Origin of the sequence: Pseudomonas frederiksbergensis, assembly GCF_900105495.1 — a bacterium.
Classification (GTDB): domain Bacteria; phylum Pseudomonadota; class Gammaproteobacteria; order Pseudomonadales; family Pseudomonadaceae; genus Aquipseudomonas; species Aquipseudomonas frederiksbergensis.
Genome location: NZ_FNTF01000002.1, coordinates 3,913,400 through 3,939,131 on the forward strand (window position 1 = coordinate 3,913,400; position 25,732 = coordinate 3,939,131).

Sequence of the window (25,732 nt, forward strand, 5' to 3'; positions counted from 1 at the left end):
CGTCTAGACAGTCGGAAAACAAGTTGTGAGTAGTTCTCGGTATTTTTATTTTCTTTTATCAATAACCAACGGTGTTTTGCCGCTGTGTTTATTCCGAGTGAATGCTTGTTCCTTGCATGTTTGAACTTCAACAATTAACAGGTTGGCGTTCACGGCGTTTACCAGCGCTTGATCGTTCAATAAGGCGTGGCGGACCTGATCGGCGTCTGCATTCGACAAAACTGTCAGCCGCTCGACGCCATCAGGGCTGTGATCGAGAACTATCTGCATGGGCACGCCGACGCTATCGTGCAGAGCCGACGGCGAAATGAATTCCGTGCCCATTCGCACCAGTTTGCCGTGGCGCTGGAGCAGTTCGAATCGGGGTGAGTCCAGCCCGCACGGACAGGCTCCGGGCATCCAGCGACCGGTGTCACCCACGTCATATCGGCGCACGGTCTGGCCTTGTCGTGCTCGTGAAGTAAACAGCAGGCGACCGACCTCATTAGCCTGAACCGGTTCATCCTGTTCGATCTGCACGATTTCCAGATGCTGGGTATCGCACATCAAGTGAAACACCCCGTTCGCGGTGGCTGCGCACGCATGCCCCAAAGGACCGGCGTCGACGGAACCATAGATCGCCGAGCGGATCATCGAAACCCCGCAACTTTCCATGAGGCTCAGGCTGGTTTGGCCCGGGTGCTCGCCGCCGAGGAACACTTTGCTGATACCTGCGTACGCGCGAAGTCGGGCCTGCTCGCTGAAGAACAGACGATGCAAGGTGCTCGGCATGCCGATCAGCACGGTGACACGCTGGTCAACGATCAGTTGGGCGATTTCGCTGAAGTCATCGTCCTGGGGCGCCCCCATGGGGAAATGTGTGACGCCCATCTGCTCCAGTATTTTGGTAAAGCTGAGGAACCCCCCGTACAGGCTGCCGCCGTAAAACAGGTTCATGACCCGGTCCTGTGCAGGATCGAGGCCGGCGGCGAACAGGCCGTCTGCCGCTGCGCGCATCTGTCGTTGAAAGTCGCGATAGCTGAAGCCGGCGAGGGCGGGAGTGCCGCTGCTCCCTCCCGAGCGGAAATACAATTGCGCTGCGGCGCCCATCGGTTGGGTCGTGAAGGCGTTTTTGTCCATGATCGGCGCATCGGCAATGTCAGGGGCCGGTGGGACCGGGTCGAGCGTCGCCCGGCCCGGCAAAACATCCGCCGACAGGCTCACCGAGAGGCGGCGACTCAAACGCGTCAACGCGTAAACGCCATCATGCGGCTCACCGGCGTAGCCATCATGAATCCCCGGGCAAGGCGCAATACGGGTGACGCCAGCGTTGACCAGTGTTCGCACAAGTCCTGGCGTTTCTGTCGCAGAGCAAATCAGTGCGCAGCTTTGCAGGACCGTGCGCCAGGGCAAGAGCGTCTCGGCGATCAAGTGTTGCGGCACAGGCTTGAGTAGCAGCGTACGAAACAGTGGCGATGGCGCGAGCGTCTGATGGTGTTCCCAGATGATCCGCCATCCATGGCCGGCCCAGACCTGGCCGCGTTGGTTCGCAAAACAGTAATCCAGTTGCGCCATGGCCGTGCGGGTGGTGATTTCGCACGCCTCCTGGTCCGTGGGTACCAGCGCCGGCCAGCGCGAGGCACGGCGCGTGAAGGCTTCGCTCAAACGCTCGCCCAGGTCTTGCAGAATGGCCGGATCATTGCTGTCCACCAGCACCCATTGCGGGCTGGAACACGCTTGTTGATCCAGGCTGCACACTTCATCCACCAACGCATCCAGCGCCGAAGGGCTGGCCGCGTCAGGCGACAGATAAGCGAAACTGATCCTGTGCCCCCAATCGATCCAGCGACATCCGGCGGGGATCTGCTGACGAATCGCCGTGAGTGCCTTTTCACCGCCCCAGGCTGACACGCCATCGGCCTGAGTGCAGAGTTCGGCTATCAGGGAAGTGCCCACGGGCAGTACCGCGACGAACTCGGCAAGCCTGCCGCTGGTGTCGCACTTCACAAATTCAGCCAACAACTTTGCAGTCAAACCCGCATCGCTGGTGCTGGGGCGTAACCAGTTGATGTTACCGGCCAGCAGGCTTTCAAGAACCGCGCAGAACGCCAGCATCGGCGCATTGCCCGGCGTCACATGCACCACCAGTCCCAAGGGGTGCCAGCTTTCAAAGTGTGGCTGCCGGTAGTCGATACGTCTCAGCGAGCGGGGTTGCGAACCCAGTTCTCGCTCAAGCTTTGTGCTCAGGTTGCTGCGCTGGCAGAACTCGCTCAGCCCCTGACATTGATCGTCGTCCAGAGGCAGGTTCAGGCTGCGAGTCTGTAACTGCGCGGCGAAACGAGCCGCGGCTTCGATGACGGTTTCGCTGTCGATCGGTGCAGAAAGCAGCCCGGGCAATTGTTTTCGAAGGCTGTCGAGGGCGCTTTGCGGGGTAACGTCGTCACGCAGTTGGCCATTGATCAGGTACATATCAAGCCCCTCCCAGCAATTCGGAAGCCGCCATCGCGCAACTGCGACTGGCGGTGGTGCCGGCACGCCCGTGCAGCTCGAACCAATCGGTGCTCAGGCCGCATCCGCAACTGGCGCCGGGGTGTAATGTCGCCAGGTCGCCCATGACCACCGCGTGAGCAGGGCTTGACGAAATGTACGGGGAGACGAATTCCAGCAAGCCGCGCTGGCCGTATGGCTGGACCGTGAAATCGGATGGGTTGCGCACGAAAACCTTCGAATAAACGGGGGCATGAAAATGATGACGGGCACACTGGATATAGGGCACGGCATGCTCGACGGCTCCGTAACCATCGCGACAGCGGGACAGGTCGACACCCAATTGCCGATTGATTCGGGCATACAACTCAAGCAATGGAATTTCTTGTGCTGCCTGGGTTTTCCAGCCTCCCCCCAAAAACACCAATGACTGAGCTGGAAGCTCGAGATTGGGTGCGCCGGTGTCTTCCATGTGCTGTAGCGCATGGGAAAGAAACGCAGGAAATCCAAGAATTCGCACGGGCAAGCCCTCGTCGGCAAACTCCTGCAAGGCGCGAATCACGCCAAACAGGTCGAACTCGTGACCTTTAGCCGTCCGGCGTAATCCGTAGACGAGCCGATTGACGGGCGCATAGCTGCACAGAAACTGGTCGGTGTAAGCAGTGCCCAAGGTGATGGCAGCCTCGGGCTCGTAGCTCAGGAGCAAATAATTGCAGGGGCTGTGCGGCGTATCCCAGCCGTAGTGCCGGAAAATGTGGCTCACCATCCCTTGAGCCGCCGCCATGCTGCGAGAGTCATAGCGCATGCGACTTTTCTGGCCGCTGGTGCCGGATGAGGTCAGCTCCAGCGCGCCTTCGCCGGTAGGGCCGAACAACAGGTGACGTTTGAAATAGTTGGCGAAAATCGGTGGCAATCTGGACCAGTCATCCAGTGTTTCGAGATCTTGGGCATCGAGCCCGTTGGCGTTCAGCCAGCGTTCGTAGCCAGGCGTGTGGTGACAATGAAACAAGCTGATTTCCCCCATCGCCTGATCGAACAGGCCCTCAGGGACGGAATCCAGGCAATAGGGTTGCGTTAACGCGCAAAGCGCATCGGTGTGGGGTAAGTGGATCATCAGAAGACCTGCTGTGGGGTGTCAGACGGCAAGCGGGATTTGAGAGCGCCGCAGAAACAGGCGCAGGGGCGCCAGGCTCAGCAGCCCAGCGATACCCGCCATCAAAGCGAAGGATTCGTGGCTGTCACCGGCACCGATGGCCGCAATAAGCGAGCCGCCGCCACCCATGACGGCGATCGAGATCATGCCGATCATGGCCGAGACCAGACCTTTGCTGTCATCGCTGGCGAACAGCGCAAGCCGGTACAACGCGGCATTGCTCATGCCCAGTCCCACGGCGTACAGCGCCAGGCAACTGATCAGCACGACGGTCGAACCGCCATGGATGCTGACGGCGACTAACGCGATGAGGCCGCCGCAAAACGGCCAAAGCGCGTATCGAATCAGTTGTGGCAGTTCAACGTTGGCAATCAGTCGATTGAGGATCAGATTGCCGAGAATGACGGCTGTAAATACCGGGATTTGCCACAGGCCGTAGTGCAGCGTTGATAACCCCTGGTTGTGGATCAGCAAGAGCGGCGCCAAGCCGATCCAGGCAATCAACGGCAGGCTCATCACGCCGAGCGCGACAGCGGCGCACAGGAATCGCGGGTTAGTCAGCAACGCCGCATAGCGGCGCAGGGTGCCGTGCCATTCAAAGCGTACTGCTTCCAGTCGCTGTCCGTCGTGGCGCAGGGTGCCCACGGTTTCCGGCATGAACAGATAAAGCCCGAGCCAGACCATCACGCCGCCGATACCCAGCAGTAAAAACAGCTCCCGCCAGGACAACCATTCCAGCAGCAGACTGCCGAGCAACGGCCCCAGCAGCGGGGAGAGCAACGCAACGTTCCCCAACAGCGCCATGATCTTGACCGCGTCGGCTTCGCAGAAAACTTCTTGCAGGGCCGGGTAGCTGACCGCGATGACAAACCCCAACCCCATGCCCTGAATCAGTCGCAAGCCATTGAACGCGGAAATGCTTTGCACCTTGAACGCGGCGGCGCAGGCCAGGGCGAATACCGCACAACCGATAAGCAACATCCGGCGGCGGCCGAAATGATCGGACAGCGGGCCAATAAGCCATTGCAGAAGAATGCCGCCGGCCAAATAAAGATTGAAGGCGTAAGGGACATGGTCGGGACTGGCATCCAATTGATGGGTAACGGTCAACATGCCCGGCATGATCATATCGCTGGCCATATAGGTCAGCAGTTCGAAAAAAGTGATTGCAAGGCAAAAGCCCAATAGATGTCGGGAGCTGATATTGATTAAAGGCTTGTGCATGGCGTCTCTTTTTTGCGCGAAGTTTAATATCGGGTCTTTTGCAACGCGCCGAGATTAATCACGGAACATGAATAGCTCCAATGAACTATTGAAACTCAAGGTTTCGATAGTTTTCGCTATGTTTCGATATTCCATTGATAGGAATAGGTAAATATGCCCGTACGAAAAATACTCGCGACAGGGCGGGCATTTATTTAGCAGTTATCGGATTGGGTATTTAGCTTACGAATGAAGGTTCAAATATCCACGTTATCGATGCTGGTAATACCCCGGCCCACCACGGTCGTAATGGTGATCGCCGTGGGGGAAAACGATGCAGCTGCTCAGGGCCAGGAGAGCGAGCAGGGGGAATCGGCAGTGCGATTCGACGGAACATTTCAAAATCCTCACGGGGCAATAAAGCCAAATCCAGTGATCGGCTGTAACATGAGACCCCGTTTTGTAGTGTCCTATCATCGGAGAAAGGTAGGGCTTGGCACGCGCTCTGATACAAATCGGATAATTTTTCAGGTTCAGGAACTCGCAATGACTCAGTCGCAACGTTTGAAATACTCGATTCTGATCTCGCTCGTGGTGTTGGGGATCATGTTCGGACTTTCGTATCTGCAAAACGCAGGTGTCATCAGCGAGAAGCTGTTTCAGTACATCGCCATCGGCGTGGCGGTGATCGTGGTGGTGGTCAATGGCGTGATGCGCCGCAAGGTCAAACCCTGAACGACGCATCTTGCGCGGATCACTCGCGATGAAGAATGGCTGCAGCGTGCGGATGCAGGCTGTAGCTTTTGTCCGGATTGAGCGTGATCACGCCTTCGCTGCACAAGCGTTTCAACACTTCCCGCACACTGAGAAAGGACAGGGGAATACCCAGCTCCAGCAAGTGGCTGTGCACGCCGCGCACGCCGAGGCTACGGTCGCTTTCGGCGGCAGTCAGCAAGGCGTCGATGACTTTGAGGCGGATCAGGCTGGTTCGCAGGCCAAAGCTCTTGAGCAGCAACCTGATCCGCTCGTTGCCATTGCGCTCAATGCGTTGACCAAAAACACCGGAGCCCATGGCGGAGCCCTTTGGCGCACTGCTACCGTCCGTTGGCAGTTGCGAGTTGTACATGCAAAAACTCCTTTTTCGAGCCGGCCAGGAAATGTGATGGGTGCTCTCATTCAATAAGACGTACGAGCGGGGCAAATAATGAAGCCCCGAATGTAGAAATTTTGTCGCCATCACGTCAGCGCCCCGTGAGATGCCTGTGAAAAGCGCTTTCATGGCCTAAATTTTTTGTCAGCGGTACTCGATATTTGCAGGTTCGTGACCTTCGATGACTAAGGGCCACCAGAAAGGTGGCCGCACAGTAACGCTGAAGTTGCTGGAGCGAGAAAAAGCAGGCCGCACCCCGCAAAAGGGGGCGGCCTTCAGCTTTTTGGGGGGTGTTGCGCAAGGGAGTTGAGGACCGGATTGCCATCCTTGTTGCGGGTCAGGTAGACCGGCAATACCTTGGGCAGGGAAGCCACCAGGTTGTCGAGCTCCTTGATGTTGTAGATGCCGCCGATGCGAATCGAGCCGGTACTGCTGTCGGCCACCATCACCGGTTTGCTCAAGTAGCGATTGATCAATGGCAATGCATCGGTCAACGCCAGATCATCGAGCACCAGTTTTCCGCTGCGCCAGGCCAGTGAGTTGTCATTGTCGTAGGTCTGACTGATCCGCGGAGTGAAGTCGCCGCGTCTATAGCTCGCCTGCATTGCTGGTTCGAGGCGCAAACCGTCACCCGCAACGGCGTCGTTACTGCTCACCAGCACCGAACCTTCTATCAGGTTCACGCGTACCTGATCTTCATACATCCAGACGTTGAATCTGGTTCCGGTTACCCGAATCCTGCCTTCGGCCGCTTTGACAATGAAGGGGTGTTCAGTGTCATGGCTGACGTTGAAGAAGGCTTCGCCTTTTTTCAGCGTGATCCGACGTTGATCCTTGTAGTTGCTGAACGTCAGCTCACTGCCCAGGTTCAGTTCCACCTGACTGCCATCGCTCAGGGTGACCTGGCGGACATTGTCGTTCGCTTCGAAATGTTGATAGGAATTGGGCAGCCAGCCCAGGTTCCAGCCGCTATAGGCCGCCAGCGGCAACGCCACGGCACAAACCGCGGCGGCGATACCGAAGGTGCGCCAAGGCGTTGCAGGTTTGGCGCGGACCATCGGGACTACGGTGGCTGGACGGGGCAGGTCCCCCGCGACATCCCAGATCTCCAGCATCGCCTCGTACTCGAACGCGTGAAGCGGATGAGCGTCATGCCATTGCTCGAATGCCAGCCGCTCTTCAGCGGTGCAATCGTTGGCGTGCAGACGCATGCACCAATGCGCAGCGGCATCGGTGATTGCGTCATATTGGGCTTGCGAGAGTGAGTTATCGGTCATTGACCCATCCTGATTTCCCGCATTCTAACCTTGAGGGGAAGTCTGCGAGAACAACCGTCATGGCAATTGCCCAGCAAATCGGTCGTTATTTTTCTGATTCACGGGGTGCTGGTATGCAGTTGGCGCCCCATTTGGCTGATGAGCCATGAAACGCTGTCGGCGTTACCGAGTTGCACCTTGAGTCGGACCAATGGATCTCGCTTGAAAATCTTGCGGGCGGCGCTCAGGTTTTCTCCGCCGGTCAAGGCCAATATATGCGCTCTTACCTGATCAGTATTTTCATATGAAGTGTTGCCCGGGTCCTCCCACACACCGGTGTCAGGATCTTCGGTCATGAACAACCGGGTAAGAGGGGTCTTGATCGAAAGTGCGGTGGCCTGCAGCGTGGTCAACGCGTCCTTGAGCTCACTGGCAGTTGCGCTGGCCTGCCCAATCAGATGGGGAAATGGTCTGCTGGAGTCGAGGTAAGCGATGTCTTCGGTTTTGCAGACGATATGCGAAAGCTCATGAATAAGGGTGACTGCTTGAGCATGGGTGTTGATAGGGAAGGAAGGCTCGGAAAGATGTGTGCGGTAGAACTCGAAACCGGTATCGAAGAACTTTTCTGCCAGATAGATTTTCCGCTTCGCATCCGTTGGAACGATGAAGCCGAATGTTGTTGCCGCGCCATCGAGTACCCTGCCGATGGCAAAACGATTGGTTTTCGGCTTTCTGAGTGAGGGGTCCAACAAGGCCGCAAAAATGTCTCCAAAGACTTTTTCAAGCTGTTCCACATGCACGGGCTGCACTTGCGGTACTTCAATAAAATCCATGATGAGTTGATGCACGGGGGTAACGGTCTTGTCGGATGACTTCAGCAATTGCAGATTTTGAAAGCAGTTCCAGGCATAGGTGGTTGCCAGGTCCAGCGCTTCGTCAATCTGGCGGGCCTTTTGCGGAAACAGTCGACGGATTTCGCGCATTCCATTGGCATCGATGTTCATGCCCTCCCAAACCGAAGATACGGTGCGCCACCGATCGCTGATGCTGAAGCGGGGCGCTGGCGTTTGCCTATCCAGAACCCATTGTTTCGATACGTTCTGACTCAGCCGGGGACCGCGATTGCTGGTGTCAGCGATGCGCCAGTGTGTGCCGCGCTTTGTGACCGGATATACCTTTCCTTCAACCGGTGCGTAGGTCTTATTGGTCGTCGGATGGGTATAGAGGCCCAGACTCGAATTTAATGTGAGCGAATTCAGGTCGACATCAAGGCTTTCATGACGCTTCAACTGCGTACGTTCGGGGGCTGTAATGGCGACTTCCTGCCATTTGAAGCGGGTATCGGAAGTTTCTGGTGCCGGTGTAGTGGGCGTTGAAGATGGCTTCGCTTGCGATTCCAACGACAGTCGCAACGTGGCGAGTTGTGCAATGCCGCTGATAAATTCCTTTATCGCCGCTCCCCATTTGTGCGTTTGAAGGTCTTCGGCGGACTGCTTGATGTCTCGGTAACTGCGCCACACCGTAATCGGGTAGGCAAGCTTGCCCATCAGGAACGTAAATGCCCCTTGCAGATCTTCACCCAGCACATGCTTGATGGTTGCCCACTCAGCCTGCTTGTTGTCATCGGCCTGACAACCGAGCAATCGTGCCAGTAAAGCGGCGTTGTCATCGAACAAGTGCCCGAACAGATTCCCCTTGATCGGGTTGGACGCCAGCGTCACCTCGGCAAGGCGGCTATTGGTGGTCTCCATCCTGTGTTCGAGCAGTATCCGATCAGGCTGCGGCAGGTTCATGAGTACCCAGTCGAGCAGATCGCCGCGTGTCTTCAGTTCGGTCAGCAGCTGTGTTTCATTTTTATACTCTTTCACCCCGTACCCGGGGCTATGAGGCGCGACAAGGACCTGTGGTGCGGTGCTGTCGGCCGATGAGCCAATCAGATAGACCCCTGGCACCTTGACCGGCTGTTGACGCTTGATGCCCAGGAGCTCGAGTGGACGAATGATCGCGTGGGCACCGTCGACTGCCGCGCGTGCGATAGCGTCCGGCATGTCCATGACTTGGCGTATCAGATCAAACCCCGTCTCGCTGAGGCGCTCCTGCAATTTTTCCGTGTGGGCGTAATGCATCAGCTGCCAGGGCAATTGCGTGTAAAAACGCTTCCTGCGGTCCTTGGCATTCGCCTGGGTGTCTGCAAAGGCTTCGTTCAGTGTCTTTTGTTGAAGTTCACCCAGCTTCAAGTTTCGTATCAGGTCTTTGATGTAGCTTTGGTCCATATCCTGGGGGATCGCGGTGTTATCGAGCGACACCAGTTTGAAATGGGTTTTGTCCAGATCCTTGAAATGGGTCAGGGCAAAATCGGTCAGGGTTTGGGTGCTGGCCGCAGACCTCGAGCGCTTGTCGATCTGTATCTGGACCTTATCTGGATCGATGTCGAACGTATCTGCCTTGAGTTGTTTTTCAAGTGCATCGTGCGCCGTGCGTGCCAGGGAGCGTATGCCAGTGAGGTAGTCCTGATCATCGGTCACGTTGTTGAGGTATTGCTGAAGCAACTCCCCGTGCAGTATCTGGTCTTGAATGGACGCCTTGGCCAGCCATGCCGGTAGTTTTTGCTGAGTGATCAGGGATTGGGCGATGTCCGTCGCGCGATCTGATCCGGTCATCGGTTGGCGCAATGCCACCAGCATCAGGAGATTGGCCAGGGGCGTCGCGGGAAGTTTCGTGGCCAGCGCACGGATGACGCACGCCTGGTCCAGCTGGACAAAGGGCTTTTGCACGTGATCGAGAAAATCCTCATCTATTCGCTGCAGCGGCGCCAGGGTGTAGCTCCGGCCAGCGACTCTCTCGCTGCGTCCAAGGTTCTCCAGAAAGGTGGTGCGATCATCGGTGTCCTTGAGACGTCGATCCAGCTCGGTCAGCAATGGAGGCAATGCCTTGAAAGCTTCGAATCCCGAGGCTGGCGTCCACAAAATCGCCTTGCCTGAATGCTTCGGGTCCAGGCCTCCACGTTCAGTCAGCACAAAACAACTGGCCAGTTTCAACGTGGCTGTGGCCCCGCTTGCCTTCAATGCCAAGGAAAATACGTCCGGCAAAAAACTGTTCAATGCTGCCCGCTGCAAGCGTACCGGGGTATCAAGCACGGTGTTGATGATCGCCTGTTCCGTGGCACTGAGGGTGCGCATGACGGCGTGCAGTTTCAATTCGCTGCGCAATGCCGTTGACAGGGTTTGAGTGAAACGCGATTGCAGGCTCCCAAGCGAGGAATTGAAGATACGCTGCACTTCGGCAATCGTTCGAGTGTTCGCGGGAATGACCGGCCGGTTGTCGAGCAGTAGCTCCAGCGGCTGCTTAACGGTGGAAAGAATGGCCAGATGCTCCTTGGCCGACTCGCCGCGAACGGCCGCTGGTTGCGCGCTCGGGCGCCGGTCTGCGTGTGTACTCCAGCGTCCTTCGGCATCGGCGGCCAGCAGTCGAGCGTCGATCAGTCCGCGGACATCCAATGCCTTGTCGAACAAGGCTCGGGGATCCTGCGTGCCTTCGCTTTCACGGTATTCGCTCAGCGCATAGGCCAGATTCTCGCGTTGCTTGCCAAGGATGTCGGTCATCAATTGTTCAAACACCGAGCCGATGATCGGTTCACCGACAATCACTTGTTCTTCCGGCTTCATTGAAAGAAACGTAGTGCGTTCGTCCAATGACAGAAAGTTGAGCAGCGTGTCTTCATGTCCTTGGCTTTTCAACATCTGCGCGACGATTTTCCCGACAGCGGGGAGGTCGCTGGTAGCCTCGATGCCTCTCGACGGGGTGTACAGAAAATCCAACGTGTCGCTGCTGCCGATCATCAGGGTGGAGGCGAGTTCCACGAATTGCTTGAAGGGGGCGGTGACACGGACTTTTTCGGCACGAAGCGGATCGTCGATGTCAGGTTCAAGGCTGAGATTCATCAGTCGCAGGTATTGCTGCGTCGTTAGAACACGTTGTTGGCGCTGTAGCAAAAGTTTCAGGTGAAAGGTATCGCGCAAACCCTCGGCAAAAAACTTCCCGCGTAACTGCCCATTGTTCATCGGTGTGTTCCAGAACGTCTTGAGCAGGTCTTGCAAGCGCGGGGTCAACGTTTGTGCGATCTCTTTGACTGCGCTTTCCCAGGCCTGGTTATCGGCGGCGCCGCTCACATTGTGCAGGGGGTTGGAAAAAACTCTGGTATCGCCAGTGGGCCACTGATGGGTCAGGTAGTAATGCAGCAGCGTTTCGCTCAGTGAATGCGAGGAAAGCAATTGCTGGTCATCGCTTTCGATGACAAAGCTCTTAACTCGGGTAAGGCGCTGGTCCAGTTCGGGGAACGTTTCATGCAACCCGGTCTTGAGGGTTTCGTCCAGCATCGATTGCAGCGTTGGCAACTTGAGCAACTCGCCCATCATCGCCCTGATGTTCTGAGCCTGATTGCGTTCGAGGATGAGTTCCTGGTCCTGTAGCACCGCACCTTCGATGACTTGCGTGGTAATGCCCGGCGCAGTGGCGGCAGCCAAGGCACTGCGTTGTTCAAGGGAAAGAAAGCGCAGCAGCTCACGCTTTCCAGTGGGCTGCGTCAGCCATTCCTGGAGTTTGCTTTTGAGGCTCTTGAAGTCCGCGAATTTGACCAGGCCTTTCCACGGTGTATAGAGCGTGACTTCCCCATCATTGGGCCGGCTCATGGAAAAAGCGCCGGCCAAGGGGATGCCTGACGCGTCAGGTACGCTCAGAAGCAACCGGTCGACGTGCATGGGCTCGCTATTGGCGATACGGGCCGCATGCGTTGCCAGATAAACAGCACTCAACCACTTCAAATCATCAAGCGTGAAGGACCGTGCCTTTTCGCGTTCACCGGGTTGTTCGGCTTTGGATGCAAGTTCTGCCTCGTCGAAAAAATACGGCAGTGGGGGAGTCATCATGGTTTTTCCTCGATGCGCTACGACCGGCGGGTAATCGCCTGTCGTTGGATTGAGGAAAAAACAGTACGGCCAGTGGCTGGCTCGGGTGCGGTACATATTGCTTGAACCGAACAGGCTGTCGAGACTTGACAGGACGCTGGTAGAACAGCGCTTAATCGACAACTGTTTTGGGTTGCCTTGCAACCTCGCTGCACCCTGTTGCCCGTACTCAAAAATAAAACTGGAGCTTCAGATGACCGCAACGCCCGAAGTGGCCGTCAGTTCGAACACTCAAACGCTCGATTTCGACGCGCTCGTTGTTTTGCTCGAGCAGATTTTTCAACGCCATGGCACCTCCGCCGATGTCGCCAGGACACTGGCCCTCAACTGCGCCGGCGCCGAACGCGATGGCGCCCATAGCCATGGTGTGTTCCGCATTCCCGGTTACGTGTCGACGCTCCAGAGTGGCTGGGTCAATGGCCAGGCCGTGCCGGTGGTCGAGGACGTAGCTTCGGGCTTTGTCCGGGTCGACGCGTGCAATGGTTTCGCCCAGCCGGCCCTCGCCGCAGCACGCGGGTTGTTGGTGGAAAAAGCCCGCAGTGCCGGGATTGCGGTGCTGGCTATTCGTAACTCCCACCATTTCGCCGCCTTGTGGCCGGATGTCGAGCCCTTCGCCTATGAAGGCCTGGTCGCACTGAGCGTGGTCAACAGCATGACTTGCGTGGTGCCGCACGGTGCCGATCGTCCGCTGTTCGGGACCAACCCGATCGCTTTCGCCGCCCCTCGGGCTGACGGCGATCCGATTGTCTTCGACCTGGCGACCAGCGCCATTGCCCATGGCGATGTGCAGATCGCCGCACGCAAGGGTGAGCGTTTGCCGCCAGGCATGGGGGTGGACGGCCTCGGCCAGCCGACCCAGGACCCGAAAGCGATTCTGGAGGGCGGCGCGTTGCTGCCATTTGGCGGCCATAAAGGTTCGGCGCTGTCGATGATGGTCGAGCTGTTGGCAGCGGCGTTGACCGGCGGCAATTTTTCCTTCGAGTTCGATTGGTCGAACCATCCGGGGGCCAAGACGCCGTGGACGGGCCAACTGTTGATCGTGATCGACCCGAGCAAGGCGGCCGGGCAGAGTTTTGCCGAGCGCAGCCAGGAATTGGTCAGGCAGATGCACGGTGTGGGGCTCAAGCGTTTGCCAGGGGATCGACGTCACCAACAACGTGCCAAGTCCAGCACCGAAGGCATCCCGCTCGACGCTCAGACGTTGGCGAATTTGCGGGAATTGGCCGGGCTCTGAGTCCGGCATACTCTCGGTCTGCATAAAAACCGGGCATGAAAAAGGCGAGCTGCGTGCTCGCCTTTTTGCGGGTACTGATTAAAACGGGGGCGCTTAACGTCGACCCAGCAACAACCCGACTACCAGGCCGAAACCGGCAGAGATGGCCACGGTTTGCCACGGATGACCACCAATGTAGGTTTCAGTGGCTTCGACCGCAGGTTTGGTCCGGTCACGAACGCTGGTGACGGAGTCCCTAGCCTGCTGAAGTTTCTGGGCGATTTGCCCACGAAGTGTGTCCGCTTCCTCACCGACGAGCGAGGCGCTGCTTTTGAGCAGTTTCTCTGACTCTTCGATCAGAGCCTGAAGTTCGCTGAAGGCTTGATCCTTGATCTGTTCTTCGGCAACTTGTGCGGCGGTTTTCCGGGCCATTGAGGTACTCCTTGCAGTTAAATGGACAGTGAACAGTGGAGTGTGTCATCAGCGAAAAAGTTGCAGTGGATTTTCGCGTAGACCCAACCTTGACGAAAAATCCTGAGTCGGACATTTCTTCCTACAGTGTAAGATGTCGCCTATTTTACGCAGCAGGTAACTCCCATGAGCTTCAATCTGGCCGACAAACCCCTTGCCGAGCGCGCTGCGCTGGAAGATGAGAAATCCCGTCTGTTCGATCTCTGGCAAAGCAACCTGGGCAAGTCCAAGGGTGAAGCCGCGCGGTTGTTCGGTGAACGCGCCAAGCGCAAAGGCAAATGGGCCGAGTGGGTCCGTGCCGAACTGGATGGCATGTCGCCCCCGGAATTCGCCAATATGGTGCGCAGCGAAGTCAATCGCCTGATGGCTGCCAAGTAGCGCTCGCAAAACTCGCGACAATCGCTTCGCGCACTTTCAACACCACCGGATCGAGCAGCGTACTGGTGCGCCAGCCGAGTTCGATCGGGTATCGCGGCAACGCCAGAGGGCAGGGCAGCAGTGCCAGTCCGCTGAGCGCTGCAATGCTTTGCGCCGCATGGGCCGGAATGGTCGCCACGGCCTGACTGCCCTTTAGCAAGTGCGGCAACGCGGCAAAGTGCGTGGTCGAAGCGCATACCCGCCGAGCCAGCCCCAGCGCCGCCAGCCCTTCATCGGTGATCCCGATAAAGCCGCCCGACGACACCAGAATGTGCTCGCGGGCGACGAACTCATCCAGGCTCAGGGTCTGTTGACCCTCGGCCAGGCTGAGCGGGTCCGCCAGGCACAGATAGCCGCCTTCCCCCAGTACCTGACGGCTGAGCAAGCGTTCGGCAAACCCACCGGCGGTGATCGCCAGATCGATGCTGCGTTCCATCAACGCCTGGGCGACGATCTGACTGTGGGTCTGACGAAAGATCAGCCGCAGCTTCGGCGCGACGCGGGCGATTTCTTCAATCAGCCGTCGCCCATAAGCGATTTCGAAATCATCGGACATCCCCACGGTCACCGAGCGTCCGTCATATTGGTGGGCGGCCGGATCGACCATCGCCAGGCTCTGCCGGCATTTGTTCAGGGCATCGCTGACCACCGGTTTCAATTGATTGGCCTTGAGTGTGGGGGCGAGTCCGCGGCCGGTGCGCACGAACAACTGATCGCCATACACCTCGCGCAATCTTCGCAATGCCGCGCTGACCGCCGATTGCGTTACGCCCAGGCGCAACGCCGCCCGGCTGGCGCTGGACTCCTCGTGGAGCGCTTCGAAAACTTTCAGCAGGTTGAGATCGACGGCGGCGATATTCATTTGGTTCATATCATTAAGCAGCAAACGGGGCTTTATTCATGATCCTGTGGCGCCGGAGAATGGGCAACCCCTCATTGCTTTCGGAGTTACTGCGATGCCCAAGTCAATCGTTGCTGCACTGCAAATCGGCGCCTTGCCCGGTGGCAAGGCCGAGACACTGGAACAGATCCTTTCCTGGGAAAACGCGATCATCGAATCCGGCGCGGCGCTGGTGGTCATGCCCGAAGCATTGCTTGGCGGTTACCCCAAAGGCGAGGGCTTCGGCACTCAGCTGGGTTACCGCCTGCCGGAAGGGCGTGAAGCCTTCGCCCGGTACTTTGCCAACGCAATCGACGTGCCCGGCGCGGAAACCGAAGCCTTGGCCGGGCTGTCAGCGCGCACCGGCGCCAATCTGGTGATCGGTGTCATCGAACGTGCCGGCAGCACCTTGTTCTGCACGGCGTTGTATTTCGATCCGCAGGCAGGCCTGGTCGCCAAGCACCGCAAGCTGATGCCCACCGGTACCGAACGGTTGATCTGGGGCAAAGGCGATGGTTCGACGTTGCCGGTAATCGACAGTCAGGTCGGGCGGATCGGCGCGGTGATTTGCTGGGAAAACATGATGCCGCTGCTGCGCACCGCGATGTACGCCAAGGGCGTGGAGGTCTGGTGCGCGCCAACGGTGGATGAGCGGGAAATGTGGCAGGTCAGCATGCGCCATATCGCCCATGAAGGACGCTGCTTTGTGGTCAGCGCCTGTCAGGTTCAGGATTCACCGCACGCCTTGGGCGTGGCGATCGCGAACTGGCCGGCGGACCGCCCGTTGATTGCCGGTGGCAGCGTGATCTTCGGGCCGATGGGCGACATTCTGGCGGGGCCGCTGCGTGACAGCACCGGTTTGCTCAGCGCAGAAATCGACACCGATGACCTGATCCGCGCCCGTTACGACTACGACGTGGTCGGGCACTACGCGCGCCCGGACGTGTTTGAGCTGACGGTGGATGAGCGCGCCAAACCCGGCGTTCGCTTCACTGCATAACCTCCCACAATGGGATCTTCAGTGCTGCCGCAACCATTCTTCACGGGTGATTTCCCAGAGATCTCTGGGGAATCGCCCGCTGACAAAATCGTCCTCATCACTGCGGATCAAGCGCATACCGGTGCGTTCCGAGAGTTTGCGCGAGCCGAGGTTGGGCGTCGCTTTCGGTACCCGCAGCACTGACCGGGCTAGGGTCTTGAACCAGTAATCGGTGACCGCCCCACTGGCTTCGGTCATCAAGCCCTGGCCTTGCCATTTTGGCCCGAGCCACAGGCCCCGGTTGTTGTCCTGCTCATCCATCAGGCTGATGTTGCCGATCAGTTGCTCCGGCGCCGACTTCAAACGTATCGACCAGTGCCACTCTTTGCCCGCGGCAATCGCCGGCAACGCGATGTCACGCAGATAGGTCAGTGCGCCGTCGGCAGGGTACGGCCAAGGCACCAAGGCGTTGAGATAACGCACCACTTCCCAGTGCGGGAACTGTTGCTGGATGGCTTCGGCGTCGGACAACTCCAGCGGACGCAGGATCAGGCGTTCGGTGTACAGCGTGGGTATGGCTTCCATGTTCTTTGTCGCTCCTTGAGTCTAGATTCACCAGGTGCCGGTCGTCGAAGTTGGCAGGCTGAGTTTGCCACTGTCCATGAAACGCAGGGTGCCGAACAAGCCGCCCGCGAGTTTGCCGCGCAGGACGTAGGGCAGGTTGTCGAGGGTTTGGGTTTTGCTCAGGCCCAGGGTCTGGCGCAGCACGGAGAACGCCGAAACACTCACCGGAACGGTCAGCACGGTATCGGAAAAGCGTGCAATCGAGCCCGATTGATCGCTGACACCGGAAGCAAGTGGTTGGCCGTTGACTTCCAGGTCCAGGGCGACGCCGTTGTAATTAATGGTGGTCTCGTTGGGGTTTTGCACGCGTATTTTCACGGCAAAGCGTACTTCCATGTCCTGGCTTTGCAACGGCTCGAAGCCGACCACGTTGATGTTCAGCGGGTCGCGATTGGGCAGCAGGGCGCAGGCGCTCAGGGAAAGCAAAAGCAGGCAAAGGATAACGGTGTGGACACTGCGCATGAACGTGCTCTCTTAAAGAAAAGGCCGAACCGCCAGTGGCTCGGCCAGGAGCATTTCTAGCGGTTCAAGGGTGCGACAGCGGCAGGCGAGACGGGTTCACCCTTGGCCGGGACATCCGGGTTTTCCATGACCCGCAGGATCGAGGCTTCCGGATCGAAATCGTCTTCTTCCAGCTCGATGAACTCTTCAGGCAGGAAGATGTTGAGCACGATAGCGCACAACGCGCCGACGGTGATCGGCGATTCGAAGATGTTGTGCAGCGCCTTCGGCAACTCGCGCAACACTTCCGGCACGGCTGCGACACCCAGGCCCATGCCGAGGGAAATCGACACGATCAGCATGTTGCGTCGGTGCAGGCCGGCTTCGGCGAGGATCTTGATCCCGGCGACGGCGACGGTGCCGAACATCACCAGCTCAGCGCCACCGAGTACCGGTTTGGGCATCAGTTGCAGCACCGCGCCGATCATCGGGAACAACCCCAGCAGCACCAACAAACCGGCAATGAAGAACGCCACGTAGCGGCTGGCCACGCCGGTTAGCTGAATCACGCCGTTGTTCTGGGCGAAGGTCACCATCGGCATGCTGTTGAACACGGCGGCCATGGCCGAGTTGAGGCCGTCGGCGAGCAGGCCGGACTTGATCCGGCGGATGTAGATCGGACCTTTGACGGGCTGGCGGGAAATCATCGAGTTGGCGGTCAAGTCACCGGCGGCTTCCAGTGGCGATACGAGGAAAATCACCGCCACTGGCACAAACGCCACCCAATCGAAGTTAAAACCGTACTTGAACGGCACCGGCACGCTCATCAAGGGGACTTCGGGCAGGCTGGCGAAATCGACGTCACCCATCAGCCAGGCCACGAGATAGCCGAGGGTCAGGCCGATGACGATCGCACCGAGGCGCAGGAACGGCACATCGACCCGGTTCAACAGCACAATCGTTCCGAGCACCAGGGCCGCCAGGGCCAGATGACTGGCCGCGCCGAGGTCCGCCGCACCGAAGCCGCCGGCGATGTCGGTCATGGCGACTTTGATCAGCGACAAACCCATCAGCGTGATGATCGTGCCGGTCACCACCGGAGTGATCAGCATCCGCAATTTGCCGATGAACTGGCTCAACACTACTTCGATGAAGGCGGCGAAAAAGCACACACCGAAGATGGTCGACAGGATTTCGTCGGTGCCGCCGCCCCGGGCCTTGACCATGAAGCCGGCACTGAGAATCACGCTGATGAATGAGAAGCTGGTGCCTTGCAGGCACAGCAGGCCGGAACCGATCGGGCCGAAACGTCGCGCTTGAACAAACGTGCCGAGCCCCGAGACGAACAGCGCCATGCTGATCAGATACGGCACCTCGCTTTGCAGGCCGAGAGCGCCGCCCATGATCAGGGTCGGGGTGATGATGCCGACGAAACTGGCGAGCACGTGTTGCAGGGCGGCGAAGACAGTGGCGGTCAGGTGCGGGCGATCGTCGAGGCCGTAAATCAGGTCGTTATTGCGCGAGGCAGGGGCTTTTTCGGAGGCGGTCATGGTGAGGTGCGTGCCAGAAGGCGGGCCGGGTCAAAAATGGAGGCGCAGGATGCCAGCAGCGGGCATCAAGGGCAAACGATACAGAAGTGATATACACAGAACCCGTGGCGAGGGGGCTTGCCCCCGTTGGGCTGCGAAGCAGCCCCTAGCATTCCTTCAGGCAAAACTGTTTCAGCTGATCTTGCGACTGCTTCGCAGTCGAACGGGGGCAAGCCCCCTCGCCACAAAAACTGTTCTGGGGCTTCAGGAGAACGCCGCGAGTAGATCCTCTTCAAAGGCTTTCTGTGCATCCCCCGGCACCTGGGCGCGATGGCGGGCCAGATGGAATGCCACGTCGAAACTCATATCGCCACGGCGCACGGCCCGCAGCAGTCCTTTGTCTTCCCAGCTGCGGGCAAAGTGTTCGGGTAAATAACCGACGTGCTTGCCAGAGAGAATGAAGGCGAGGGTGCCTTCGACTTGCTCCGAGCGCGCCGAACACCTCTTCCCCTGGAAGGGCTCGTCGCTGCGCAGGAAGCGGTAAGGGTGATCGACCCGATCGCAAGCCTGTAGCGCTTGATCGTCAGGCGCCTCATTGGTGAACAACGGATGGCCGGCGGCGCAATACAAGTGCTGGGTTTCGGTAAACAGTTCGCGGTAGTCAAAAGCACTTTGCACTTGTGAGAAATAGCCGATCGCCAGGTCCAGTCGTTGTTGCAGCAGCAAGCGTTCCATCTCGCCGGGCATGGCGCTGATCAATTCGATACGTACCGATTCGTCCCGTTCGCGAAAACGCCGGATCGCATCGGCCACCCGTTGCAGCACGGATTGATCGAGCGCTTCGGACAGTCCCAGACGCACCTCGCCGATCAGGCGCCCGGCCACTCCATTGGATTGATGGCGGAAGGCTTCGATGGACTCGAACAGACTGCGAGTTGCACTCAGCAGTTGTTCGCCCTTGGGCGTGATCTTGAAACCGCCCTTGCCGCGACTGCACAGGCGATAACCGAGCCGGGTTTCCAGTTTGGCCATTTGCTGGCTGATGCTCGACTGGCTTAAGCCCAACTCTCCCTGAGCCGCGCTGAAGCCGCCGCACTCCACCACGTTGACGAACAGACGCAGCAGTTGCAGATCGAGATCGTGGAGTTGGCTGAGCATCAAAACATTACTCCTGGATAAAGTCAGAATAACTAACTTGGTATTTTTCCAATGTATCCGACGACGCATTCTGCATCCACTTCATCTGGTCAGGTGTTCCGTCATGGCTCCCATGTTCAAGCTGTGTTTACCCGCGCTGTTCCTCGCCATGGCTGTATCGGCCCAGGCCGAGGAAAAAGCCCTGAATCTCTACAGTTGGTCCGATTACGTAGCGCCGGAAACCTTGCAGCGTTTCGAGCAGGAAACCGGTATCCACGTGCGCTACGACACCTTTGATTCCTCGGAGGTGCTCGAAACCAGGTTGCTCACCGGGGGCAGCGGTTATGACGTGGTCGTGCCGTCTTCCAGCGTGCTGGCCCGCGGATTGGCCGCCGGTGCCTTGAAAGAGATTCCCCACGAAGGCCTCAAAGGTTACGCCAACCTCGATCCGGATTTGTTGGAAAAACTCGCCGCCGTCGACCCCGGCAATCGCTATGGCGTGCCCTACACCTGGGGCACCTTGGGTCTTGGGATGAATGCCGAAGCGGTGAAACAGCGCTTGCCGAATGTGCCGCTCAATAGCCTCGATTTGCTGTTCAAGCCTGAGTACGCCAGCAAATTGAAGGACTGCGGCATTGCCATTCTCGATTCGCCCCAGGAAGTCGTCGGCCTGGCGTTGCATTACCTGGGTAAAGATCCCTACAGCACTGACAGGGCTGATCTGACAGCCGCTGAGGCGTTACTGCTTCAGTTGCAACCGAATGTGCTGTACGTCGCGACCGGTCGACAGATCAGCGATCTGGCCAATGGTGATGTTTGCCTGGCGCTGACCTACAACGGTGACGCCAGCATGGCCGCCGACCTGGCGCGCAAGTCCAACAAACCGTTCGAAGTGGCGTACCGGATTCCGAAAGAGGGCACGCTGGTCTGGCAGGACAACCTGGCGATCCCCAAGGACGCGCCTCACCCCGAAGCGGCCCGCGCCTTTATCGAGTTCATGTTGCGCCCTGACTCCGTCGCGGCGCTGACCAACACACTGTTCTTTGCCACCGCCAACCAGGCCGCAACGCCGCTGGTGGATGAGGCGGTGCGCAGCGACCCGGACATTTACCCTCCGGCCGACGTTCGCGCTCTGCTGTACGCCGACCGCAGCATGAGCCTCAAGGACCTGCGCCAGCGCACTCGCTTGTGGACCACTTTCCGTAGCCGCCAATAAGCCAATAACAAGGAGCACCTGATGGACATCCCGATGCAAAACGATCAGGCCATGACCCGCGACAGCCTCTACGGCACCGCCGCAGAAAGTACCTACGCCGGTATCACCAGTTTCATGCGCCGTCGCTACAGTCGCGACTTGCGCGGCGTCGACGTAGCGGTCAGCGGTGTCCCGTTCGACACCGCCACCAGCAACCGCCCCGGTGCGCGTTTCGGACCACGAGGCATTCGTGCCGCGTCCACCGGGATTGCCTGGGAACGCCATTGGCCGTGGGCCTTCGACCCGTTCGACCATCTGGCGGTGATCGACTACGGCGATTGCGACTTCGATTACGGCACACCGCAGTCGGTGCCGGACAGCATCGAAGCCCATGCCGAACACATTCTCAACGCCGGTAGCGCGATGCTGACGTTCGGCGGGGATCACTTCATCACGTACCCGCTGCTCAAGGCTCATGCGCGCAAACATGGTCCGCTGTCGTTGATCCACTTCGACGCCCACAGCGACACCTGGCCGGACGAAGACGGCAAGCGCGTCGATCACGGCACGATGTTCTGGCACGCGGCCAAGGAAGGGTTGGTGGATCCGTCGCGTTCGGTGCAGATCGGTTTGCGCACCACCAATGACGATCACCAGGGCTTTCAAGTGCTGGATGCGCGGCAAGTGCATCGACGTGGCGTTGATGAGATTGTCGAGGCCATTCGGGCTCGGGTCGCTGATCACCCGGTGTACCTGACGTTCGACATCGATTGCCTCGATCCGGCTTTCGCTCCAGGCACCGGAACGCCGGTGTGCGGCGGCCTGAGCACGGTGCAGGCGCTGGAAATCCTCGGCGGCTTGCGCGGGATTAACCTGGTGGGGATGGACGTTGTGGAAGTGGCGCCGGCCTACGACAGTGCGGACATTACCTCACTGGCGGCGGCGACGTTGGCGATGGAAATGCTGTGCCTCTATGCCGCGAAGCATAAGGTCGACCGGTAAAACGCGGTGAAAACTGTGGGAGCGGCGGTGCGGCGCTCCCACATTTAATCTGTGTCAGGCCACCGGGATGATCGGCAGATCCAGGGTTTCAGCCCCGGTAAATCGCGCCATCGACCCGGCAATGGATTCATGGGGCACGCCCATCGCCACACCACTGACCCCATCAAGCCGCGACAACTGTTCAGCACTCAATTGCACATTCAGCGCCCCCAGCGTCGCATCCAGTTGCTCACGGGTGCGCGAGCCGAGAATCGGGATCAGCGCAGTGGTCGAGCGCTTGGCTTTTTCCCGCAGCCAGGCAATGGCCACGTGCGTCGGGCTGGTGTCCAGTTCTGCGGCGACGGCCAATAAAGTGTCGAGCAGGGCGGTTTCACGGGCGCTTTTCTCGGCGTGGATCAGCATGCCGAGTTTGGCAGCGCGGTTGTCGCCATCGTTGGTGCGGTACTTGCCGGTGAGGAACCCGCCACCCAACGGTGACCATAACGTAGCGGCCAGGCCCAAGGCTTCGGCCATCGGCAGTTGTTCACGTTCGGCGGTGCGTTCGGCGAGGCTGTATTCCACCTGAATCGCCGCAATCGGCGAGAAACCACGAATCTCGGCCAGCAAATCTGCCCGAGCGATGCGCCACGCCGGGAAGTTCGACAGCCCGGCGTAATGAATCTTGCCGGCGCGTACCAGGTCGTCGAAACCGCGCAGGATCTCTTCCATCGGGGTCACGCCATCGCTCATGTGGGCCCAGAACAGGTCGATGTGGTCGGTGTCGAGTCGTTTCAGGCTTTCTTCGACGGCGCGAACCATGTTCTTGCGGTTGTTGCCGGTGTGGGAAATACCCGCGGCCGGCGTGGTCCCCAGGGTGTATTTGGTGGCGATGACCAGGCGATCCCGTTCCGCTGCGATGAATTCGCCAAGCATGGCTTCCGACTGGCCAGCCTGATAGCCGTTGGCGGTGTCGATGAAATTGCCGCCGGCCTCCAGGTAGCCATCAAAGATGCGTTTGGCTTCGTCGCGCTCGGCGCCATGACCCCAACCGGTGCCGAAGTTACCGGCGCCCAACGCCAGTTCCGAGACCCGCAAGCCGGTTTTGCGGCCGAAGACTTTGTAATGCATGGGATGACTCCTGAAGGAAAAGACGTGGGGTCGAATAGAAAAGTTTGTCGACATGCATTTAATATGATGTTGGTAATATTTTGCGTCAAGGCGCTTTTCCGTTCGCAAGAGGATGGCCGACCACCGGTCTGACTGCTACTGCCACTTTCTGACAGGTGCCTCTGCTAAGCTCCGACAACTTTTACGGACAGAGCCTGCCGATCGTGTCGCGTACCACTCGTTTACTGACCTTGTTGCAAGTACTGCGCGGCAAAAGTCGTCCGGTGACCGCGGCGACGCTTGCCGGCGAATTGCAGATTTCTGAACGTACGCTGTACCGCGACATCGCCGAACTCTCCGCCCTCGGCGCGCCAATCTACGGCGAAGCGGGGATCGGCTACGTGCTGCGCAGCGGTTTGTTTTTGCCACCGTTGATGCTCAACGCCGATGAAACCGAAGCCATCGTGCTGGGGTTGCGCTATGTGGATCAGCGCGGTGATGAGGTGTTGAGCAAAGCGGCGGCCGATGCGCTGGCCAAGATTGCGGCGGTATTGGCGCCCGAAGCGCTGGACGCGTTACGCAACCCGACGGTGTTGCCGGGACCGCCCGGCTATGGCTTTGCACCCAACGCCGTGCCGCTGAATGTGTTTCGCCAAGCCATCCGCGATCAGGCCAAGCTCCATATCGATTACGCGGACGCCAACCAGGTGCCGAGTCAGCGGCTGATCTGGCCGCTGGCCCTGGGTTTTTTGAACGAGGTGCGAATCATCGTCGCCTGGTGTGAGTTGCGCAGCGCCTATCGGACCTTTCGCACTGACCGGATCTCGGCGGCGAACGAGCAGGGCGAGCGTTATCCGGGGCGGCGCAGCGACCTGCTGCGCACCTGGCGCAAGCAGATGCAACTGGACGAAGCCGGGCGCTTCACTCCTGACAAGAACTGACACAGGCTTGTTTTAGCATGGCTGCAGAATCAACAAACAAGGAGCCGTAACCATGTCCAATCCCGCCTCTTCACTGGCGCCCGCCATCGCCGCCTACATTGCTGCCGCCAATGCCCGCGACACCTCACGGGTTGCCAGTTTTTTCGCTGAGGATGCCAATGTGTTCGATGAAGGCCAGCACCAGGTCGGCACTCACGCCATCGCGCAATGGATGCAAGACACCGCCCAGCGATACCAGCCACGGGTCGAAGTGCTCGACGTGCAACTGCGCACCGGCAAGGTGCTGGTGCATAACCTGATCTCCGGAACGTTTCCCGGCAGCCCTCTGGAATTGCGCTACATGTTTCGCCTTAATGAACAGGGCAAGATCGCCCGGTTAGACATCTCCCTCTAACCGATCACAACAGATCGCCTGTAGCCGCTGCGTTGTGGCGAGGGGATAAATCCCCTCGCCACAACACAGGTGCCACATGGACGTATACTGCCGCGCATGAATGTCGACTCCCCCTTAAACGCCTGGCAACACGCTATCGAACAGAAGGGCTTCGTCCAGGACGAAGCCCAGGAACATGCCGTGTGGGCGTTGCAGAAATGCTACGAAGCGCTGCAGGAAGGGCGCACGCCGGTCACTGGCGTGTACCTCTGGGGTCCGGTCGGTCGCGGCAAGACCTGGTTGATGGACCAGTTTTACCAAAGCCTGCAGGTCCCGGCGCGCCGCCAACATTTCCACCACTTCATGGGCTGGGTGCATCAGCGTTCGTTTCAGCTGACCGGCACCGCCGACCCGTTGAAGGCGTTGGCTCGCGAACTGAGCGAGGAAGTGCGGGTCCTGTGCTTTGACGAATTGTTCGTCAACGACATCGGCGACGCGATCATTCTCGGGCGTTTGTTTCAGGTGATGTTCGAACAGGGCGTGGTGGTGGTCTGCACCTCCAATCAGCCACCGGATCAGCTGTACGCCGATGGCTTCAACCGCGACCGGTTCGTGCCCGCCATCGAAGCCATCAAGAAACATATGCAGGTGATTGCGGTGGATGGCGGCGAAGATCATCGCCTGCACCCCGGCAAAGGTTTGCAACGTTACTGGGTGGCGGCACCGGGGCAACCCAGCGCTCTGGGTGAAGTGTTCAAGGCACTGACCGTCGGCCAGTCGGTGTCCAGTGACCCGATCAAGGTCGGCTACCGCTCACTCAATGTCGTGCAGGCCAGTCAAACCGTACTCTGGACTCGTTACGCCGATCTCTGTGAGCAGCCGTTTGCCGCCATGGATTTCATCGTCCTGTGCGACACCTTCAGCGCTATTCTTTTGAGTGAGGTGCCCAACCTCAGCGCGCAAAAGCGCGAAGGGCGCATCGCCCGAGGCACTGAAGACGGTGTCGAACGGGTGGTAGCGGGCGATCGCGAGTTGCCGCAATTGTCGGTGCATGACGACGGTGTACGGCGTTTCATCGCCCTGGTGGACGAGTGCTACGACCGCAAGGTGCCGCTGTGCCTCGAAGCGCAGGTGCCCATGGAATCGTTGTACACCGAGGGTTATCTGGAGTTTCCGTTCCGCCGCACCCTCAGCCGTTTACAGGAAATGCAGCTGCAACGTTTCGCCGAAGCTTGAACAAGGAGCCGCGAAC

22 protein-coding genes are annotated in these 25,732 nt (G+C 58.8%); 9 read left to right on the plus strand and 13 right to left on the minus strand.

Annotation, left to right across the window (positions count from 1 at the left end):
- Positions 1-45: 45 nt before the first annotated feature.
- The 3 genes from BLW70_RS18555 to BLW70_RS18565 are packed head-to-tail and all read right to left on the minus strand — an operon-like array spanning position 46 to position 4,843.
- Positions 46-2,448, minus strand: a complete 2,403-nt coding sequence (locus BLW70_RS18555; protein ID WP_074876345.1) for an aldehyde dehydrogenase family protein — start codon at positions 2,446-2,448, stop codon at positions 46-48.
- Between the two features lies 1 nt (position 2,449).
- Positions 2,450-3,580 (minus strand): LuxE/PaaK family acyltransferase, encoded by a 1,131-nt coding sequence (locus tag BLW70_RS18560; RefSeq protein ID WP_074876346.1) that lies wholly within the window; start codon positions 3,578-3,580, stop codon positions 2,450-2,452.
- 21 nt (positions 3,581-3,601) lie between these two features.
- Positions 3,602-4,843 carry an MdfA family multidrug efflux MFS transporter gene (locus tag BLW70_RS18565; RefSeq protein ID WP_074876348.1) on the minus strand — a complete coding sequence of 414 codons (1,242 nt, stop codon included), beginning with the start codon at positions 4,841-4,843 and terminating at the stop codon, positions 3,602-3,604.
- Positions 4,844-5,368: 525 nt separating this feature from the next.
- Here BLW70_RS18565 and BLW70_RS18570 point away from each other — a divergent pair.
- Positions 5,369-5,557, plus strand: coding sequence for a hypothetical protein (locus BLW70_RS18570; protein ID WP_010460665.1), 189 nt, complete (start codon positions 5,369-5,371; stop codon positions 5,555-5,557).
- 19 nt (positions 5,558-5,576) lie between these two features.
- Here BLW70_RS18570 and BLW70_RS18575 read toward each other — a convergent pair whose 3' ends face one another.
- The 3 genes from BLW70_RS18575 to BLW70_RS18585 form a co-directional block, all read right to left on the minus strand.
- A complete protein-coding gene (locus BLW70_RS18575) occupies positions 5,577-5,948 on the minus strand; it encodes a fe2+ zn2+ uptake regulation protein (protein WP_074876349.1) in 372 nt (123 codons plus the stop codon).
- Between the two features lie 299 nt (positions 5,949-6,247).
- Positions 6,248-7,249, minus strand: a complete 1,002-nt coding sequence (locus tag BLW70_RS18580; protein WP_074876351.1) for a FecR family protein — start codon at positions 7,247-7,249, stop codon at positions 6,248-6,250.
- Between the two features lie 98 nt (positions 7,250-7,347).
- The gene (locus BLW70_RS18585; protein ID WP_074876352.1) at positions 7,348-12,153 is read right to left on the minus strand and encodes a dermonecrotic toxin domain-containing protein; all 4,806 of its coding nucleotides are present in this window, start codon (positions 12,151-12,153) and stop codon (positions 7,348-7,350) included.
- A gap of 232 nt (positions 12,154-12,385) precedes the next feature.
- On the opposite strand from BLW70_RS18585, the gene BLW70_RS18590 reads away from it, so the two are divergent.
- Positions 12,386-13,426, plus strand: coding sequence for an Ldh family oxidoreductase (locus BLW70_RS18590; protein ID WP_074876354.1), 1,041 nt, complete (start codon positions 12,386-12,388; stop codon positions 13,424-13,426).
- Positions 13,427-13,519: 93 nt separating this feature from the next.
- Here the strand turns inward: BLW70_RS18590 and BLW70_RS18595 are convergent, their stop codons facing one another.
- Complete coding sequence (locus tag BLW70_RS18595) at positions 13,520-13,837, minus strand: ElaB/YgaM/YqjD family protein (protein WP_074876356.1); 318 nt, start codon at positions 13,835-13,837, stop codon at positions 13,520-13,522.
- Positions 13,838-14,002: 165 nt separating this feature from the next.
- On the opposite strand from BLW70_RS18595, the gene BLW70_RS18600 reads away from it, so the two are divergent.
- Positions 14,003-14,254 carry a hypothetical protein gene (locus BLW70_RS18600; RefSeq protein WP_008155229.1) on the plus strand — a complete coding sequence of 84 codons (252 nt, stop codon included), beginning with the start codon at positions 14,003-14,005 and terminating at the stop codon, positions 14,252-14,254.
- Here BLW70_RS18600 and BLW70_RS18605 read toward each other — a convergent pair.
- Positions 14,229-15,164 (minus strand): LysR family transcriptional regulator, encoded by a 936-nt coding sequence (locus tag BLW70_RS18605; RefSeq protein WP_074876357.1) that lies wholly within the window; start codon positions 15,162-15,164, stop codon positions 14,229-14,231. The genes BLW70_RS18600 and BLW70_RS18605 overlap by 26 nt on opposite strands.
- 85 nt (positions 15,165-15,249) lie before the next feature.
- On the opposite strand from BLW70_RS18605, the gene BLW70_RS18610 reads away from it, so the two are divergent.
- Positions 15,250-16,173: a carbon-nitrogen hydrolase family protein gene (locus BLW70_RS18610; protein ID WP_074876359.1), complete on the plus strand. Its 924-nt coding sequence runs from the start codon at positions 15,250-15,252 to the stop codon at positions 16,171-16,173.
- A gap of 18 nt (positions 16,174-16,191) precedes the next feature.
- Here the strand turns inward: BLW70_RS18610 and BLW70_RS18615 are convergent, their stop codons facing one another.
- The 4 genes from BLW70_RS18615 to BLW70_RS18630 all read right to left on the minus strand — a co-directional run bounded on the left by BLW70_RS18615 (position 16,192) and on the right by BLW70_RS18630 (position 19,904).
- On the minus strand, positions 16,192-16,737 hold the full coding sequence (locus BLW70_RS18615) for a GNAT family N-acetyltransferase (protein ID WP_074876361.1): 546 nt from the start codon (positions 16,735-16,737) through the stop codon (positions 16,192-16,194).
- A gap of 27 nt (positions 16,738-16,764) precedes the next feature.
- A complete protein-coding gene (locus tag BLW70_RS18620) occupies positions 16,765-17,238 on the minus strand; it encodes an LEA/WHy family protein (RefSeq protein WP_074876363.1) in 474 nt (157 codons plus the stop codon).
- 56 nt (positions 17,239-17,294) lie between these two features.
- The gene (locus BLW70_RS18625; RefSeq protein ID WP_074876365.1) at positions 17,295-18,767 is read right to left on the minus strand and encodes a nucleobase:cation symporter-2 family protein; all 1,473 of its coding nucleotides are present in this window, start codon (positions 18,765-18,767) and stop codon (positions 17,295-17,297) included.
- Between the two features lie 243 nt (positions 18,768-19,010).
- The gene (locus BLW70_RS18630; RefSeq protein ID WP_074876367.1) at positions 19,011-19,904 is read right to left on the minus strand and encodes a LysR family transcriptional regulator; all 894 of its coding nucleotides are present in this window, start codon (positions 19,902-19,904) and stop codon (positions 19,011-19,013) included.
- 103 nt (positions 19,905-20,007) lie between these two features.
- Between BLW70_RS18630 and BLW70_RS18635 the strand changes: the two genes are divergently transcribed.
- Positions 20,008-21,099, plus strand: a complete 1,092-nt coding sequence (locus tag BLW70_RS18635) for a polyamine ABC transporter substrate-binding protein (RefSeq protein ID WP_074876369.1) — start codon at positions 20,008-20,010, stop codon at positions 21,097-21,099.
- A gap of 21 nt (positions 21,100-21,120) precedes the next feature.
- Positions 21,121-22,080, plus strand: a complete 960-nt coding sequence (gene speB / locus BLW70_RS18640) for an agmatinase (protein ID WP_074876371.1) — start codon at positions 21,121-21,123, stop codon at positions 22,078-22,080.
- A gap of 54 nt (positions 22,081-22,134) precedes the next feature.
- Here the strand turns inward: speB and BLW70_RS18645 are convergent, their stop codons facing one another.
- Positions 22,135-23,187: an aldo/keto reductase gene (locus tag BLW70_RS18645; protein WP_074876373.1), complete on the minus strand. Its 1,053-nt coding sequence runs from the start codon at positions 23,185-23,187 to the stop codon at positions 22,135-22,137.
- Positions 23,188-23,390: 203 nt separating this feature from the next.
- Between BLW70_RS18645 and BLW70_RS18650 the strand changes: the two genes are divergently transcribed.
- From BLW70_RS18650 to zapE, 3 genes are all read left to right on the plus strand, one after another.
- On the plus strand, positions 23,391-24,107 hold the full coding sequence (locus BLW70_RS18650) for a helix-turn-helix transcriptional regulator (RefSeq protein WP_074876375.1): 717 nt from the start codon (positions 23,391-23,393) through the stop codon (positions 24,105-24,107).
- A gap of 52 nt (positions 24,108-24,159) precedes the next feature.
- A complete protein-coding gene (locus tag BLW70_RS18655) occupies positions 24,160-24,501 on the plus strand; it encodes a nuclear transport factor 2 family protein (protein WP_008069241.1) in 342 nt (113 codons plus the stop codon).
- A gap of 96 nt (positions 24,502-24,597) precedes the next feature.
- Positions 24,598-25,716 carry a cell division protein ZapE gene (gene zapE, locus BLW70_RS18660; RefSeq protein ID WP_074876377.1) on the plus strand — a complete coding sequence of 373 codons (1,119 nt, stop codon included), beginning with the start codon at positions 24,598-24,600 and terminating at the stop codon, positions 25,714-25,716.
- The last annotated feature ends 16 nt before the right edge of the window (positions 25,717-25,732 follow it).

Coding starts and splice junctions, on each gene's coding strand:
- BLW70_RS18600 (WP_008155229.1), top strand. CDS start 14,003: ATGAGCTTCAATCTGGCCGACAAACCCCTTGCCGAGCGCGCTGCGCTG.
- BLW70_RS18595 (WP_074876356.1), bottom strand. CDS start 13,837: ATGGCCCGGAAAACCGCCGCACAAGTTGCCGAAGAACAGATCAAGGAT.
- BLW70_RS18575 (WP_074876349.1), bottom strand. CDS start 5,948: ATGTACAACTCGCAACTGCCAACGGACGGTAGCAGTGCGCCAAAGGGC.
- BLW70_RS18570 (WP_010460665.1), top strand. CDS start 5,369: ATGACTCAGTCGCAACGTTTGAAATACTCGATTCTGATCTCGCTCGTG.
- BLW70_RS18565 (WP_074876348.1), bottom strand. CDS start 4,843: ATGCACAAGCCTTTAATCAATATCAGCTCCCGACATCTATTGGGCTTT.
- BLW70_RS18580 (WP_074876351.1), bottom strand. CDS start 7,249: ATGACCGATAACTCACTCTCGCAAGCCCAATATGACGCAATCACCGAT.
- BLW70_RS18645 (WP_074876373.1), bottom strand. CDS start 23,187: ATGCATTACAAAGTCTTCGGCCGCAAAACCGGCTTGCGGGTCTCGGAA.
- BLW70_RS18655 (WP_008069241.1), top strand. CDS start 24,160: ATGTCCAATCCCGCCTCTTCACTGGCGCCCGCCATCGCCGCCTACATT.
- BLW70_RS18635 (WP_074876369.1), top strand. CDS start 20,008: ATGGCTCCCATGTTCAAGCTGTGTTTACCCGCGCTGTTCCTCGCCATG.
- speB (WP_074876371.1), top strand. CDS start 21,121: ATGGACATCCCGATGCAAAACGATCAGGCCATGACCCGCGACAGCCTC.
- zapE (WP_074876377.1), top strand. CDS start 24,598: ATGAATGTCGACTCCCCCTTAAACGCCTGGCAACACGCTATCGAACAG.
- BLW70_RS18585 (WP_074876352.1), bottom strand. CDS start 12,153: ATGATGACTCCCCCACTGCCGTATTTTTTCGACGAGGCAGAACTTGCA.
- BLW70_RS18610 (WP_074876359.1), top strand. CDS start 15,250: ATGCCCAAGTCAATCGTTGCTGCACTGCAAATCGGCGCCTTGCCCGGT.
- BLW70_RS18615 (WP_074876361.1), bottom strand. CDS start 16,737: ATGGAAGCCATACCCACGCTGTACACCGAACGCCTGATCCTGCGTCCG.
- BLW70_RS18605 (WP_074876357.1), bottom strand. CDS start 15,164: ATGAACCAAATGAATATCGCCGCCGTCGATCTCAACCTGCTGAAAGTT.
- BLW70_RS18620 (WP_074876363.1), bottom strand. CDS start 17,238: ATGCGCAGTGTCCACACCGTTATCCTTTGCCTGCTTTTGCTTTCCCTG.
- BLW70_RS18555 (WP_074876345.1), bottom strand. CDS start 2,448: ATGTACCTGATCAATGGCCAACTGCGTGACGACGTTACCCCGCAAAGC.
- BLW70_RS18590 (WP_074876354.1), top strand. CDS start 12,386: ATGACCGCAACGCCCGAAGTGGCCGTCAGTTCGAACACTCAAACGCTC.
- BLW70_RS18625 (WP_074876365.1), bottom strand. CDS start 18,767: ATGACCGCCTCCGAAAAAGCCCCTGCCTCGCGCAATAACGACCTGATT.
- BLW70_RS18560 (WP_074876346.1), bottom strand. CDS start 3,580: ATGATCCACTTACCCCACACCGATGCGCTTTGCGCGTTAACGCAACCC.
- BLW70_RS18630 (WP_074876367.1), bottom strand. CDS start 19,904: ATGCTCAGCCAACTCCACGATCTCGATCTGCAACTGCTGCGTCTGTTC.